The organism is Streptomyces sp. NPDC058284 (genome assembly GCF_042881135.1).
Classification (GTDB): domain Bacteria; phylum Actinomycetota; class Actinomycetes; order Streptomycetales; family Streptomycetaceae; genus Streptomyces.
The window spans coordinates 331,229-348,291 of record NZ_JBHVYE010000001.1 but is presented as its reverse complement, the minus strand read 5'-3'; the positions used below and the strand labels follow the sequence as shown (position 1 = coordinate 348,291).

The window sequence follows — 17,063 nt, the reverse complement described above, 5'->3', positions numbered from 1 at the left end:
CGTACGCGGCAGCCCTTGGCAGCCGCGTACGACCCCCGCGCCCCTCACATCCCCCGCAGGGGCGCGGGGCCCACAGGGGGAGAGGCGACCGCGCGCGGCCACGGTCCCCCCGGCTGCCGCGTACGGTCCAACCTGGCGTGCTCCGACTTCCCTCGGCGGAGCACGCCAGGGGCCCGTCCGCCCCTACACGGCCTGTGTCATGCCCCCGGCCCCGCCGCCAGCGCGGCCGCGATGACGTCGGCCACCCGCTCCTGGCAGCCGTCGAGGTAGAAGTGGCCGCCGGGCAGCACCCGCAGATCGAACCCCGCCGCGGTGCGCTCCCGCCAGGCCGCGGCCTCCTCCGGGGTGGTCCGCCCATCGGCGTCACCGATCAGCGCCGTGATCGGGCAGGCGAGACGCCCGGGTCCTGGCGCCTCGTAGGTGCCCACGGCCCGGTAGTCGGCCCGCAGCGCGGGAAGGATCAGTTCCTGCAGCTCAGGACTGGCGAAGAACCGCTCGTCGGTGCCGCCCATCGCCCGCAGGTGGGCCAGGAGGTCCGCGTCCCCGAACCGCCTGGCCCCACCGGCGGGCCGGTAGGGCCGCGCGATCCCCCCGGAGGCGAACAGGTGCACCGGCAGACCGGGACCCGCCGGACCCCGCAGACGCCGCGCCACCTCGAACGCCACGATGGCGCCCAGGCTGTGACCGAACAGGGCGAACGGCTTCCCGTCCGCGGGCAGATGGGCCACCACGCCGTCGGCCAGCTCGGCCACCGACTCCAGGCACGGCTCCGCATGCCGGTCCTGGCGCCCCGGATACTGCACGGACAGCACCTCGATGCCGGGTGCGAGCAGCCCGGAGAGCCCGAAGTAGTAGCTCGCGGAACCGCCCGCGAACGGAAAACACACCAGCCTCACCGGTGCCGCCGCGGCGTCGTGGTAGCGGCGCAGCCACACCCCGGACCCGGTCTTCTGCGGTACCCGCGCCGTGCCCCTGTCCATCGCACTCCCTCTCGTCCCGCTCCGCCGCGGACACTCCGACACGACGTCGCCGGTGCCGCTCGACCCCGATGCTGGCCGCACGCCATAGCGCGCCTCTAAAGCGGCGGGTGGCTAGCCGGGGTTTGGTTCGCCTTTAGAGAGCCCGCCCACGATGAGCCCGGTACTCGAAGCGATCTCCGATTTCGGACCGGGAGCGCCGTTGATGTCTTGTGGCAGCCAGTTGTTCCCAGCGCGACCGCAGCTGACGTGATGGCCACGCCCTCGGCGCCTTCGGCGGCTTCGGCGTCGTCGTCCTACCCGGCCGACGCGAGTCGTCGCCCCGTGTCCGAGCCGGTCGCGGTCGTCGGGATGGCCTGCCGGCTGCCCGGAGCCGATGGCCCGGACGCGTTCTGGGAGCTGTTGCGCGAGGGGCGCAGCGCGGTGCGCGCCGCACCGCCCGAACCCCGGCGAGCCGACTCCGGCCTGCACGGGCCCGGCGGCTACCTGGACCGGATCGACGGATTCGACGCGGCGTTCTTCCACATCGGCCCGCGCGAAGCCGTGACGATGGACCCCCAGCAGCGGCTGCTCCTCGAACTGAGCTGGGAGGCCCTTGAGGACGCGGGCATCCCGCCGTCCACCCTGGCGCACAGCCGCACCGGAGTCTTCGTCGGCGCCCTCTGGGACGACTACACGCACGTCCTGGACCACGCGCACACCCTGAAAGGCCGCACCGAAGACACCGTCTCCCGGCACACCATGACCGGCGTCCACCGCAGCATCCTGGCCAACCGCATCTCGTACACGTACCACCTGGCGGGGCCGAGCCTGACCGTCGACACCGCGCAGTCCTCCTCGCTCGTCGCCGTGCACCTGGCCTGCGAGAGCCTCCGCGGCGGCGAGAGCGAGGTCGCCTTCGCGGGCGGCGTCAACCTCATCTGCTCCCCGCACAGCACCGAGCTGGCGGCGGCCCGCTTCGGCGGTCTCTCCGCCACCGGCCGCTGCCACACCTTCGACGCCCGCGCCGACGGTTTCGTACGCGGTGAGGGCGGCGGACTCGTGGTGCTCAAGCCGCTCGCGGCGGCCCGGCGCGACGGCGACACGGTCTACTGCGTGATCCGGGGGAGCGCCGTCAACAGCGACGGCGCGACCGACGGCCTCACCCTGCCCAGCGGACAGGCGCAGCGGGACGTGGTGCGGCTGGCCTGCCGACGGGCCGGGGTGACGCCGGACCAGGTCCAGTACGTCGAACTGCACGGCACCGGCACGCCTGTCGGGGACCCGATCGAGGCAGCCGCGCTCGGCGCCGCCCTCGGCCGGGACCCGGCGCGCACCGCACCGCTGGCGGTCGGCTCCGCCAAGACGAACGTCGGCCACCTCGAAGCCGCCGCCGGCATCGTCGGCCTGCTCAAGACGGCGCTGAGCATCCACCACGGGCAGCTCGCGCCGAGCCTGAACTTCACCACCCCGAACCCGGCCATACCTCTGAGCGACCTCGGCCTGACCGTCCAGCGGCGAACGGGCGACTGGCCGCGCCCCGGACTCCCCCTGATCGCCGGGGTGTCCTCGTTCGGCATGGGCGGCACGAACAGCCACGTCGTGCTGGCCGCGGAGCCGGTCGAGACGTCTGCCTCGGAGCATGCCGTGCGGCCCGACGCGGCGGCCTCGCAGCAGGGCAGGGCCTCGACAGGGACCGGCACGCCACCCATCCCCTGGCCGGTCACCGCGCACAGCGCCCCCGCGCTGCGCGCCCAGGCCGGAAGACTGTACGCACACCTGGCCGACAGCCCCGCCGCCCCCGACGCCGCGCACATCGGCCACGCGCTCGCCACCACCCGCGCGTCCCTCACCCACCGCGCGGTCCTGCTCGGGAGCGGCACCACCGACCTGCTCGACTCCCTGACCGCACTGGCCGAGGGCGCGGACACCGCCGCCGTGGTGCGCGGCGAGGCGCACGACGACGGCAGGACGGCCTTCCTCTTCAGCGGACAGGGTGCCCAACAACCGGGCATGGGAAGGCAGTTGTACGCCGCGTACCCCGTGTTCGCCGCTGCCCTGGACGAGGCCTTCGCGGCGCTGGACGTCCATCTGGACCGCCCGCTGCGCGACATCGTCTTCGGCGAGGGAAGCGAACACCGGGCGCTCCTCGATCGGACCGTCTACACCCAGCCCGCGCTGTTCGCGATCGAGACGAGCCTGTACCGCCTGGCCCTCTCCTTCGGGCTGCGACCCGACTACGTCCTCGGCCACTCGGTCGGCGAGATCACCGCCGCGCACGTGGCCGGTGTCCTCTCGCTGCCGGACGCGAGCGCTCTGGTGGCCGCCCGCGGCCGCCTCATGCAGGCCGTACGCGCGCCCGGCGCGATGGCCGCGTGGCAGGCGAGCCCGGACGAAGCGGCCGAACTCCTCACCGGCCACGAGCGGCGAGCCACCGTCGCCGCCGTCAACGGCCCCGACGCCGTGGTGATCTCCGGCGACCGCGACACCGTCGACGAGCTGACCGCCGCCTGGCGCGGACGGGGACGCAAGGCACACCGCCTGCACGTCAGCCACGCCTTTCACTCGCCGCACATGGACTGCGTCCTCGACGAGCTGCGCGCCGTCGCCGCGGGCCTGACCTTCCACGCACCGGCCATCCCGGTCGTCTCCAACGTCACCGGCGAGCCCGTGACCGGCACCGAGCACGCCGATCCCGAGTACTGGGCGCGGCACGCGCGCGAGCCCGTGCGCTTCCAGTCCGGTGTGCGCGCGCTGTGCGAACGCGGTGTCACCACCTTCGTCGAACTCGGCCCCGACGCACCGCTGTCCGCGATGGCCCGCGCCTGCTTCCCCCCGTCCACGGGGCCGGGCGGCCCGCGCCCCGCGACGGTGGCCGCGTGCCGCCGGGGCCGCGACGAGACGGTCACGTTCATGACGGCCCTGGCCCAGGCGTACGTGCGCGGCTGCGACATCGACTTCACCGCCGCGTACGACAGTGACGCGGTACGCGCCGGGCGCCGCCCGAGCCTGCCCACCTACGCCTTCCAGCGGGAACGGCACTGGCCGGACACCGGCACGGGGCCGAGCGCCGTGGGCGCGGCGGTGGAGGGCCTGGTACGGGGGGAGGCGCGGGCGGACGCGACGGACAGCCGACGGATCGCTCCCGGTGAACGGGCGATGGCGGACGCGGGGGCCGACGAGCGGCCCGGACTCGCCGGCCGGCTGACCGCACTCTCCGCCGCCGACCAGGAACGCACCCTCATCGGCCTGGTCGCCAGGCACGTGGCAGCGGTACTCGGGTCCGCCTCGGGCGCGATCGGTACCGCCCGTACCTTCAAACAGCTGGGCTTCGACTCGATGGCCGCCGCGGAGCTGAGCGAACGGCTCGGCACGGCGACCGGCCTGCCGCTGCCCGCGACCCTCACCTTCGACCACCCGACCCCCTCGGCCGTGGCCGCCCACCTGCGCGCCCGGCTCATCGGGGCAGCCGACCCCGGCACCGCACCGCCCACCCGCACGGACGAGCCCGGCACGGACGGCGACCCGATCGCCATCGTCGCCATGAGCTGCCGCTACCCGGGCGGCGCCGTCACCCCGGAAGCCCTGTGGCGGCTGGTCGCCGAAGGTACCGACGCGACCGGCGAGTTCCCCACCGACCGCGGCTGGGACCTGGACCGGCTCTTCCACCCCGACGCCACACGGTCGGGCACCAGCTGCACGCGACGGGGCGGATTCCTGTACGACGCCGCCGACTTCGACGCCGAGTTCTTCGACATCAGCCCGCGCGAGGCGCTCGCCGTCGACCCGCAGCAACGGCTGCTCCTCGAATGCGCCTGGGAGGCGTTCGAACGCGCGGGCCTGACCCCGCAGGCGCTCAAGGGAAGCCCCACCGGCGTCTTCGTCGGAATGACGGGCCAGGACTACGGCCCCCGGCTGCACGAACCGTCCCTGTCCACCGACGGCTACCTCCTGACCGGCAGCACCCCCAGCGTGGCCTCGGGCCGCCTCTCGTTCAGCTTCGGCCTCGAAGGGCCCGCCCTGACGGTCGACACCGCGTGCTCGTCGTCGCTGGTCACGCTCCATCTCGCGGCCCAGGCGCTGCGGCGCGGCGAGTGCGATCTGGCGCTGGCCGGGGGCGCCACCGTCCTCGCCACGCCGGGGATGTTCACGGAGTTCTCGCGCCAGCGGGGCCTGTCACCCGACGGCCGCTGCAAGCCGTTCGCCGAGAGCGCCGACGGTACCGGCTGGGCCGAGGGCGTGGGCCTCGTCCTCCTCGAACGCCTCTCGGCGGCGCGGCGCAAGGGCCACGACGTCCTCGCGGTGATCCGTGGCTCAGCGGTCAACCAGGACGGCGCGAGCAACGGCCTGACCGCCCCCAACGGCCCCTCCCAGCAGCGCGTCATCCGTGCCGCGCTCGCGGACGCACGGCTCGCGACGGACGACGTCGACGTGGTGGAGGCGCACGGCACCGGCACCACGCTGGGCGACCCGATCGAGGCGCAGGCGCTCCTCGCGACGTACGGCCAAGGCCGCTCCGCGCAACGGCCGTTGTGGCTCGGCTCGGTGAAGTCCAACATCGGTCACACGCAGGCCGCGGCCGGCGTCGCGGGCGTCATCAAGATGGTGATGGCGCTGCGCCATGAGCAGCTGCCCGCCACCCTGCACGTCGACGAACCGAGCGCGCACGTGGACTGGTCGACGGGCACGGTGCGGCTGCTCACCGAGCCGGTCGCCTGGCCGCGCGGCGACCGTCCGCGCCGCGCGGGGATCTCCTCCTTCGGCATCTCAGGTACGAACGCGCACCTCGTCCTGGAAGAGGCGCGGACCGGGAAGGGCGCGGAGGCCGAGCGGGCGTCACAGGAGCCCGGCGGCGAGACGGTGGACGGCGACACCGTGCTGCCGTGGGTGGTCTCCGGCCGCACCGAGGCGGCACTGCGTGAACAGGCCCTCACGCTGGCCGAGTTCGTGTCCGGCCTGGAGGGAGTGGGGGCGGCGGAGGTCGGCCGGTCGCTGATCACGACGCGGGCGGTCTTCGAGCACCGGGCCGTGGTGGTGGGCCGGGACCGGGAGGCGTTGACGGCCGGTCTCGGGGCATTGGCGGCGGGGGAGACGCCGGGAAGCGTGGTGACCGGGCTTGCGCGTGATGTGGGCCCTGGGCCGGTGTTGGTGTTTCCCGGCCAGGGGTCGCAGTGGGCGGGCATGGGCGCCCAACTCCTCAACGAGTCACCGGTGTTCGCGGAGCGGATCGCCGAGTGTGAGCAGGCGCTGTCCGCGTACGTCGACTGGTCCCTGACCGGCGTGCTGCGCGGGGACGGGAGCGAGCTGTCCCGGGTAGAGGTCGTCCAGCCGGTGCTGTGGGCGGTGATGGTGTCGCTGGCCGCTGTGTGGGCGGACCACGGCGTCAAACCCGCCGCCGTGGTCGGGCACTCGCAGGGCGAGATCGCGGCGGCCGTCGTCGCCGGAGCGCTCACCCTGGCGGACGGCGCCAAGATCGTGGCGCTGCGCAGCCGGGCGCTGCGGCAGCTTTCGGGCAAGGGTGCCATGGCCTCCCTCGGGGTGGGCCGGGGCCGGGTCACCGAACTCATCGAGGGGTACGCGGACGTAGGCATCGCCGCCGTCAACGGACCCTCGTCCACGGTCATTTCGGGCCCCCCGGAGCAGGTGGCCGCCGTCGTCGCCGACGCCGAGGCACGCGAACTGCGGGGCCGCGTCATCGACGTGGACTACGCCTCGCACAGCCCGCAGGTCGACGCCATCACGGACGAACTGACCCGCGTCCTGGCTGACGTCCGCCCCGCCCAGGCCCCGGCCCCGGTGGCGTTCTACTCGGCCGTGACCGGGACCCGCGTCGACACCACGAGCCTCGACGCCGACTACTGGGTCACCAACCTGCGGCAACCGGTCCGGTTCGCCGACGCCGTCGGCGCACTCCTCGACGACGGGCACCGGGTCTTCATCGAGTCCAGCAGCCACCCTGTCCTCACCCTGGGTCTGCAGGAGACTTTCGAGGAGGCCGAGGTCACCGCGGTCACCGTACCGACGCTGCGGCGCGAGGACGGCGGCCTGACGCGCCTGGCCCTCTCGCTGGCGCAGGCGTTCGGCGCCGGATGCGCGGTCCGGTGGGAGAACTGGTTCCCCGTCGGTGGTGCGTCCGCGCCGGGTGACCCCTCGGCCGTCGAGGACGCGGCTCCCCTGCGACCGCAATTGCCCACGTACGCCTTCCAGCGGCGCCGCTACTGGCTGAACGCCCCCACGGGTACGCAGGACGCGGCCGGGCTGGGTCTCGCCGCGGTCGGCCACCCGCTCCTGGGCGCGACCGCGGACCTCGCCGACGGTGGCGTACGCCTGCTCACCGGCCGTATCGGTCGCCAAAGCCATCCGTGGCTCGCCCAGCACACGCTCTTCGGCACCGCCGTCGTCCCCGCGTCCGTCCTCGCGGAATGGGCGCTGCGCGCCGCCGACGAGGCGGGTTGCGCGGGCGTCGACGACCTCACGTTCCAGGCTCCGCTGACGCTGCCCGAGACCGGGGGCGTACAGGTGCAGATCGTGGTGGGTCCGGCCGATGTACGGGGCGGGTACCGGGAGTTGCACGTGTACGCCCGCCCGGAGGACGAGGCGGGGCCCGACGGGAGGGGTGCGGCCTGGACCTGTCACGCCAGTGGGCGGCTGGCCGTCGCCGCGTTGCGCAGGGCGGCGGATCCGGAATCGCCGGATGTTGTGGGTGCGCCGGACGCCATGGGTGCCTCGGACGCGGTGTGGCCGCCGTCCGGTGCCGAGCCCCTCGGTCTGAGCGAGTTCTACGAGCGCGCCGCCGAGGCAGGTGTCGGCTACGGCCCGGTGTTCAGGGGGCTGCATGCCCTGTGGCGGCGGGGCGCGGAGCTGTTCGCCGAGGTGGCACTGCCCCGAGATGCCCAGGACGCGGGCGGATTCGGCATCCACCCCGCGCTCCTCGACGCCGCACTGCACCCCGCGCTCCTCGATGCCGCGCTCCTCGACGAGCCGTCGGCCAAGGACGGTCGGGTGTGGTTGCCCTTCGCCCTGACCGGAGTGTCCCTGTGGGCCACCGGCGCCACCTCCGTACGCGTCCGGCTCACCCCGCTGGACGACGGACAGGACGGGCGGGCGGCGCAGGACGGGCGGACCTGGCGGATCCGGGTGAGTGATCCGACCGGTGCCGAGGTACTGACGTGCGAAGGGCTGGACCTCGTGGCGGCGAGCTCCCGGGAGCTGCGGGCCGCGGGAGGCCATCTGCCTGATCTGTACGCCGTGCAGTGGACCCCGTGGACCGCGCTGTCCGCGCACACATCCGCACCCACGACGGTGGCCGATGGCTCGGCCTGGGCGTGGCTCGGAGAGGACGGGTACCGGGACCTGGAGGCTCTGGGCGCGGCCCTCGACGCCGGGACGCCGGTGCCGTCAGTCGTCCTCGCCACCGCTCCCGCCGTATCCGCCGTATCCGCTGACACTTCCGGTACCGCGGGCGGCGAGGCGGACGCCGGTCTGGCCGCGGTGCGACGAACCGGCACACTAGTGGCACGCTGGCTCGCCGACGTGCGTCTGGCCGATACCCCGCTGGTGCTGATCACGCGGGGCGCGGTCGCCACGGGTGATGGGTGCGTTCCCGCTCCGGCAGCCGCCGCGGTACGAGGGGTGATCGAGGACGCCCAGGTCAGGCACCCGGGACGGGTGTTCCTCATCGACATGGGCACCGACGCGGGCACGGGAACGGGCACGAGCGCCGGGACCGGGGCAGGCGAACCCGCCCTGGCACATGCCGTGACCGCCGCTCTCGCCGTGAACGAGCCCCAACTAGCCGTACGCGCGCGGCAAGTTCTCGCCCGCCGCCTCACCCTGCTCGGGAACGCGGATGCCGGGGACGGAGTACGACCCCTCGACCCGGACGGCACCGTGCTGCTCGTCGGATCGGCGGGCGCGACGGTGGCTGCCCTCGCCGAACACCTCGTACGCACCGGACAGTGCACGCATCTGCTCCTCCTCTCCGATCTTTCCGATGAGGGTGAACTGGGGCCAACGGCAGCGGGGTTGCGCCAGGCGGGCGCCACCGTACGACTCGTCGCCGCCGACCCGACGGACCCGGCCGCCATGGCCGAGGCCGTCGCAGCCGTCGACGAGGAGCACCCCCTCACGGGAGTCATCCACGTCACCGGCGCCGATGTCGGCACCGAAACCGGCACCGCCGACGGCAGCGAGGCCGCCGTCGCCGAGACATGGGCGGCGAGCGCCGGCGTCACGGCCGCCCTGCACGACGCGACCGCCCACCAGCCACTGGCTCTCTTCGCAGTCCTGTCCCCGGCGGGCGAGGCCTTGGGCATCCCCAGGACGGCCGCCACCGCGGGCGCCGACGCCTTCCGCGAGGCCACCGCCCTGCGACGCCACACCCAGACCACATCGGGCCTGGCGCTGGCCTACGGACCGCCCACCGCGCCGAGGGTCGGCGTCAAGGGCACGGCCCTCGAACAACTGCCCGCCCTGCTCGACGCCGCCCGCGGACACGGCGGCCGTCCCCTCCTCGGCGTACGGATCGTCGCCCGCGCCCTGGCGACGGCGGAGCAGGCCGACGCCCTGCCCGCGCTCTTGCGCGCCCTGGCCGCGGCCCAGGCTTCGACCCGCCGTACCGCCGCCGCCGACCGCACGCCGCCCACGGACTGGTCCGCCCGCCTGGCAGGCCTGTCCACCGCGGAACAGCTCCGCCGGCTCGTCGACGCCGTACGGGGCCACGCCGCAGCGGTCCTCGGCCGCACCGACCCGGAGGCGCTGCGCGGCGACGCCACCTTCAAGCAGCTCGGCCTGGACTCGCTCACCGCAGTCGAACTGCGCAACCGGCTCGTGGAGGACACCGGCCTGCGCCTGCCCACCGCGCTCGTGTTCCGCTATCCGACGCCGACGGCCATCGCCGGGCATCTGCGCGAGCGGCTCACCGGTGGGAGCGGGACGCCCGTAGCCGAGACGTCCGCAGCCGAGTCGACCGGAGCCGAGTCGACCGCCCGGACGCCCGCCGGGCCGACCGGCGCCAGCGCCGGTGCGGGCGCTGTCGCCGGTGACGCACTGAGCGACCTGACCCGCATGGAGAACACCCTGACCGCGCTCGCCGCCCAGCTGTCGGACGGAGAGACGGGCGAGGTCACCACACGGCTTGAGGCGCTCCTCACCCGGTGGAAGAGCGCGAACGCCGCCGAGGGCGAGGACGACAGCGCCGCCGACCGGCTCAAGGCCGCCTCCGCCGATCAGATCTTCGACTTCATCGACAACGAGCTTGGTGTCGGGCCCGACACCTCGCGCGCGACCCCCACTCCGAAGGCCGGGTGACCCCACATGGCGACTGAAGAGCAACTGGTCGAGTATCTGCGCAGGGTGACCACCGAGCTGCACGACACCCGCCGCCGCCTCGCACAGGAGGAGGACCGCCGACAGGAGCCGGTGGCCGTGGTCGGCATGGCCTGCCGGTTCCCGGGCGGGGTGGCCTCGCCGGAGGACCTCTGGGACCTGGTGGCCGCAGGCAAGGACGCCATCGAGGACTTCCCCACCGACCGGGGCTGGGACCTGGAGGCCCTGTACCACCCGGACCCGGCCCACTATGGCACCAGCTATGTGCGCCACGGCGGTTTCGTGGACGACGCGTGCTCCTTCGACGCCGACTTCTTCGGCATCAGCCCGCGCGAGGCGCTGGCCATGGACCCGCAGCAGAGGCTGATGCTGGAGACGTCCTGGGAACTCTTCGAGCGTTCCGGCATCGACCCCGTCTCCCTCAAGGGCAGCCGCACCGGCGTCTACGCCGGAGTGTCCAGCGAGGACTACATGTCCCAACTCCCGCGCATTCCGGAGGGGTTCGAAGGGCATGCCACCACCGGCAGCCTCACCAGTGTGATCTCGGGGCGAGTGGCCTACAACTACGGCCTGGAAGGCCCCGCGGTCACCGTCGACACGGCCTGCTCCGCCTCCCTCGTCGCGATCCACCTGGCGAGCCAGGCGCTGCGCCAGCGCGAGTGCGACCTGGCCCTCGCGGGCGGTGTGCTCGTGCTGTCGAGCCCTCTGATGTTCACCGAGTTCTGCCGTCAGCGCGGTCTGGCGCCCGACGGCCGCTGCAAGCCGTTCGCCGCGGCGGCCGACGGCACGGGATTCTCCGAGGGCATCGGCCTCATCCTCCTGGAACGCCTCTCCGACGCCCGCCGCAACGGCCACAACGTTCTGGCCGTCGTCCGGGGTTCGGCCGTCAACCAGGACGGCGCGAGCAACGGCCTGACGGCCCCCAACGACGCCGCGCAGGAACAGGTGATCCGCGCCGCCCTCGATCATGCCCGCCTCGCCCCCGCCGAAGTGGATGCCGTCGAGGCGCACGGCACCGGCACCAAGCTGGGCGACCCCATCGAGGCCGGCGCCCTGCTCGCAACCTACGGCCGACACCGTGACCGTCCCCTCCTGCTCGGCTCCCTCAAGTCCAACATCGGCCACACGCACGCCACCGCCGGTGTCGCCGGTGTCATCAAGACCGTCATGGCCATCCGCAACGGCCTGGTGCCCGCCACCCTCCACGTGGAGGAACTGAGCCCGCACGTCGACTGGGACGCGGGAGCCGTCGAGGTCGTCACCGAACCCACCACGTGGCCCGACACCGGCCGCCCCCGGCGCGCCGGGGTGTCCGCGTTCGGCATCTCGGGCACGAACGCCCACCTGATCCTTGAGCAGGCACCCGAGGAGACACCCGAAGAACCGCGGCAGCGGGCTCCTGAGGCCCCTGAGCACGCGCCGGGCGCGGTGGTGCCGTGGGTGGTCTCCGGGCGGGGCGGCTCGGATGCGCTGCGTGAACAGGCACGGCGCCTGGGCGAGTTCGTCACGGGCGACCCGGAAGCGCTGCCTGTGGAGGTCGGGTGGTCGCTGGCCACGACGCGGTCGGTGTTCGAGCACCGGGCTGTGGTGGTGGGCCGGGACCGTGAGGCGTTGACGGCGGGTCTTGGGGCGCTGGCGGTGGGCGAGGCGTCGCAGGATGTGGTGTCGGGGGTTGCGGGTGATGTGGGTCCGGGGCCGGTGTTGGTGTTTCCGGGGCAGGGGTCGCAGTGGGTGGGGATGGGGGCTCGACTGCTGGATGAGTCGCCGGTGTTCGCGGCTCGAATCGCTGAGTGTGAGCGGGCGTTGTCGGCGTATGTGGACTGGTCGTTGACGGAGGTGTTGCGGGGGGACGGCAGTGAGCTGTCCCGCGTTGAGGTGGTGCAGCCGGTGTTGTGGGCGGTGATGGTGTCGCTGGCCGCGGTGTGGGCGGACTGCGGCATCAGGCCCGCTGCTGTGATCGGTCACTCTCAAGGGGAGATGGCGGCTGCGTGTGTGGCCGGTGTGCTGTCGTTGGAGGATGCGGCGCGGATCGTGGCCGTACGCAGTGATGCGCTGAGGCAGTTGCAGGGGCACGGGGACATGGCCTCGCTGGGGGTGAGCGCGGAGGAAGCGGCTGCGCTGATCGGGGACGGCCGGCCCGGCGTGTGCGTCGCCGCCGTCAACGGGCCCTCGTCCACCGTCATTTCGGGCCCGCCCGAGCACGTGGCCGCTGTCGTGGCGGATGCCGAGGCACGTGGCCTGCGCGCCCGCGTCATCGACGTCGGATACGCCTCCCACGGCCCCCAGATCGACCAGCTCCACGACCTGCTCACCGAGCGTCTCGCCGACATCCGGCCCTCCCGTACGGACGTGGCGTTCTACTCCACGGTGAGCGCGGAACGGCTTGCCGACACCACCGCCCTCGACACCGCCTACTGGGTCACCAACCTCCGCCGGCCCGTCCGCTTCGCCGACACCATCGAGACGCTGTTGGCCGACGGCTACCGGCTCTTCATCGAAGCCAGCCCCCACCCCGTCCTCAACCTCGGTATGGAGGAGACCATCGAGAAGGCGGACGTCTCCGCCACCGTCGTCCCCACCCTTCGCCGCGACCACGGCGACACCACCCAGCTCACCCGCGCCGCCGCCCACGCCTTCACCGCAGGCGCCGACATCGACTGGCGCCGCTGGTTCCCGGCCGACCCCACCCCCCGTACCGTCGACCTCCCCACCTACGCATTCCAACGTCGGCGCTACTGGCTGGCCGACGCCGCGACGCGTAACGCCGGACGGGACCGGAGCGGTTCCGGCCACGCGCAGTTGCCCACCTCGGTCGCTCTCGCCGATGGGGGAGTGGTGCTCAACGGCCGGGTCTCCGCGGAGCGCGGTGGCTGGCTCGGCGGGCACGTGGTGGCCGGGACGGCACTGGTGCCGGGCGCGGCGTTGGTGGAGTGGGTGCTGTGGGCCGCTGATGAAGCGGGCTGTGCCACGTTGGAGGAGCTGACGCTGCGGGCGCCGCTGGTACTGCCCGAGACCGGCGGCCTCCAGGTGCAGGTGGCCGTGGGGGCGGCCGACGAGCACGGCCGACGTGACGTAAGCGTGTACTCGCGCCTTGAGCGAGACGCCTCGGCCGCGTGGGTGTGCCACGCCATCGGGGAGCTCGGGCGCGAGGCGGCGGAGCGGCCCTCCCGGCAGGCCGGGCAGGCCGGGCAGTGGCCCCCGGCGGGCGCCGAGCCGGTGGACGTGAGCGGCTTCTATGAGGGGGTCGCCGCGGCCGGGTACGAGTACGGCCCGGCTTTCCGTGGGCTGCGGACGCTGTGGCGGCACGGCCAGGACCTGGTGGCGGAAGTGGAGTTGCCTGAGCAGGCCGGGTCGGCAGCCGGTTTCGGTGTCCACCCTGCGTTGCTGGACGCCGCCCTGCATCCGCTGCTCGCGCAGCGCGGGCAGGGCGGGGATGCCGGAGCCGACGTACGGCTGCCGTTCACGTGGAGCGGTGTGTCACTGTGGGCCACCGAGGCCACCACTGTGCGGGTGCGGCTCGCCGGGCTGCGCGGCGGCGGCGAGGAGACGGTGTCGCTGACGGTGACCGATCCCGCCGGTGGCCCCGTGCTGGACGTGGCGGAGCTGCGGCTGCGCTCCACCAGCGCCCAGCAGGTGCGGGCCACGGCGGGGCTCGGCACGGACGGGCTCTACGAACTGCGGTGGACGCCGCTTCCCGTACCGGCCGCTGAGGATGACGGTGCGCGGGACATGTCCGGGTGTGTTGTGCTCCGCGAACTGGACGGTACCGACCGGGCGTTGAGTGGCCTGGACCGTTGCCGGGACGTGCGTACTCTCGGCGCTCTCCCCGACTCCGCCCCCTCGCCATCCCTGGTCCTCGCTCCTGTGGACACCGCCGGTGAGGACGGGCTCGACGTGGTGGGGCGGGTGCTGAGTGTCGTCCAGGAGTTCCTGGCCACGCCGAGTCTGGATCAGGCGCACCTGGTGTTCGTGACGCGGGGCGCGGTGGACGCGGCCGGTTCCGTGCATGCGGAGGACCTCATGGGTGGCTCGGTGGAACCCATGGACTCGGTGGAGGCGGATCCCATCGGCTCCGTGGACCCGGCGGGTGCGGCCGTATGGGGCCTGGTGCGCAGCGCGCAGTCGGAGCACCCGGACCGGTTCATACTGCTCGATACTGCCGGACCGTTCGACACCGCAGGGCCACTCGACGCTCCGGGTGCGCCCGACGGCCCCCGCCCCTCCCTCCTGGCCGCGGTCCAACACGCCATCAACGCCCGTGAACCCCAACTGGCCCTGCGCGGCCCTCGCGTACTCGTACCCCGCTGGGCCCGCGCCGACAGCCCCGCCGAGCTGGCGCCGCCGCCCGGAGCGAGGGCCTGGCGCCTGGTCGCCGGAGCGTCCGGGACGCTGGACGCGGTCGTGGCGGAGGCCTGTGACGAGGTGCTGCGCCCGTTGGAGCAGGGGCAGGTGCGGATCGCTGTGCACGCGGCGGGGATCAACTTCCGTGACGTACTGATCGCGCTGGGCATGTACCCGGACCAGGGCGCGCTGCCCGGCACCGAGGCGTCCGGTGTGGTGACGGAGGTCGGGCCCGGCGTGACGCGTCTGTCGGTCGGCGACCGTGTGATGGGCATGCTGGACGGCGCTTTCGGCCCGTGGGCCGTCGCCGACGCGCGCATGCTTGCCCCTGTCCCGGCCGGCTGGGACATGCGTCGGGCTGCCGCTGCCCCCGCCGCGTTCCTGACGGCCTGGTACGGCCTCGTGGAGCTTGCGGGCCTGCGGCCGGGGGAGCGTGTGCTGATCCATGCCGGTACGGGCGGTGTGGGGATGGCGGCGGTGCGGATCGCCCGTCACCTGGGCGCGGAAGTCTTCGCCACCGCCAGTCCCGGCAAGCACGCCGCGCTCGAAGCGATGGGCATCGACACCGAACATCGGGCCTCCTCGCGGGATCTCGCCTTCGAGGACGCCGTCCGGCGGGCCACGGGCGGGCGTGGCGTGGATGTCGTACTCAACAGCCTCACCGGCGAGTTCATCGATGCTTCCCTGCGGTTGCTCGACGACGGCGGCCGGTTCGTGGAGATGGGCAAGAGCGATCTCCGTGAGCCCGCATTCATCGGGTCGGCACACCCCGGGGTGGCCTACAGGGCCTTCGACCTGGTCGCCGACGCCGGGCCCGAGCGGCTCGGGCAGATGCTCGACCGGCTCGGCGAACTCTTCGCCTCCGGTGCGCTGGAGCCGCTGCCGGTCACCGGGTGGCCCCTGGGGCGGGCGAGGGAGGCGTTCCGGTTCATGAGCCAGGCCAAGCACACCGGAAAACTGGTCCTCGACGTACCCGCGCGGCTCGACCCCGAGGGCACCGTCCTCATCACCGGCGGCACCGGGACCATCGGCGCCACCGTGGCCGAACACCTGGCGCGTACCGGCGAGAGCAAGCACCTGCTGATCGCCGGCCGCCGTGGACCCGCCGCCGACGGAGCGGACGAACTGGGGCAGCGGCTCGCCGAGTTGGGCGCCGAGGCCACCTTCGTCGCGGCCGACTTGAGCGAGCCCGGCACGGTCGCGTCGCTGATCGCGGGAATCGATCCGGCGCATCCGCTGACCGGTGTCGTACACGCCGCGGGCGTACTCGACAACGCCCTGATCGGATCGCAGAGCCCCGAAAGCCTTGCCCGCGTGTGGGCGGCCAAGGCCGCCGCCGCACAGCAACTGCACGAGGCGACAAGGGATATGAGGCTCGGGCTCTTCGTGATGTTCTCCTCCTTCGCCTCCACCTTGGGCACCCCTGGGCAGGCCAACTACGCGGCTGCCAACGCCTACTGCGACGCATTGGCCGTACGCCGCCGGGCGCAGGGGCGCCCTGGACTGTCCGTGGCGTGGGGGCTGTGGGAGACCACCAGTGGCCTGACCGGGACACTGTCCGCCGCCGACCGGGCCCGCATCGACCGGTACGGCATCAAGCCGACCGGCGCCGCCCGCGGCTGCGCCCTGCTGGCCGCCGCGCGCGCCCACGGGCGCCCCGACCTCCTCGCCATGGACCTGGACACCCGCGTACCGGCCGGCTCCGGCGCGACTCCCGACGCCGTCCCCGCCGTGCTCCGCGCCCTCGCGGCCACGGGGACACCGGCTGCCGCCCGCCCCACCGCGGCGGCGACCGCGGCCGCCGGGGCGGAGGACTGGGGGAGCAGGCTCGCCGCCCTCACCCCGGACGGGCGACGGGAACTCCTCATCGGCCTGGTGCGCACCCACGCGGCAGGAGTGCTCGGTCACGCCGACCCCGAGTCGGTGCAGGTGGACACGCCGTTCAAGGAGCTCGGTCTCGACTCCCTGACCGCCGTCGAACTCCGCAACCGGCTCGCCGCCGCGACCGGCCTGAAGCTGCCCGCGGCCCTGGTCTTCGACTACCCGCAAGCCCGCCTGCTCGCCGCCCACCTCGCTGAACGCCTCACCCGCGACGGGGCGCGGGACCAGGCCGGTGACACCACCGCCCAGGTCCTGCAAGAGGTGGCACGGGTCGAGCACACCCTGTCCGCCGCCCTCGCGCAGGGCCTGGACCAGGCGGCGGTCGCGGCCCGCCTGGAGGCGCTGCTCGCGCACTTCACAGCGGCGACGGCGACAGCGACGGCGGCGACGGCAACCGCATCAGGTGCATCAGGCGCATCAGCTGCATCGGCCACATCGGCCACATCGGCCACGGCGACCGGCGCGGGCGGCGACGATGCGGCGGACCAGCTGGAGACGGCCACCGCCGAGCAGGTACTGGACTTCATCGACAACGAACTCGGGGTGTGAGCCGCATGG

General features: G+C 73.7%; 3 protein-coding genes. 2 read left to right on the top strand and 1 reads right to left on the bottom strand.

Annotated elements, in window-relative coordinates; genetic code table 11:
- Positions 1-197: 197 nt before the first annotated feature.
- Complete coding sequence (locus tag ACFVYR_RS01160; protein WP_384247318.1) at positions 198-980, bottom strand: thioesterase II family protein; 783 nt, start codon at positions 978-980, stop codon at positions 198-200.
- 249 nt (positions 981-1,229) lie between these two features.
- Here ACFVYR_RS01160 and ACFVYR_RS01155 point away from each other — a divergent pair, with 249 nt between their 5' ends.
- Together ACFVYR_RS01155 and ACFVYR_RS01150 are read left to right on the top strand one after the other, a co-directional pair.
- Positions 1,230-10,265 carry a beta-ketoacyl synthase N-terminal-like domain-containing protein gene (locus tag ACFVYR_RS01155; protein WP_384247982.1) on the top strand — a complete coding sequence of 3,012 codons (9,036 nt, stop codon included), beginning with the start codon at positions 1,230-1,232 and terminating at the stop codon, positions 10,263-10,265.
- A 6-nt stretch (positions 10,266-10,271) separates the two neighbouring features.
- A complete protein-coding gene (locus ACFVYR_RS01150; protein ID WP_384247316.1) occupies positions 10,272-17,054 on the top strand; it encodes an SDR family NAD(P)-dependent oxidoreductase in 6,783 nt (2,260 codons plus the stop codon).
- Positions 17,055-17,063 lie beyond the last annotated feature (9 nt).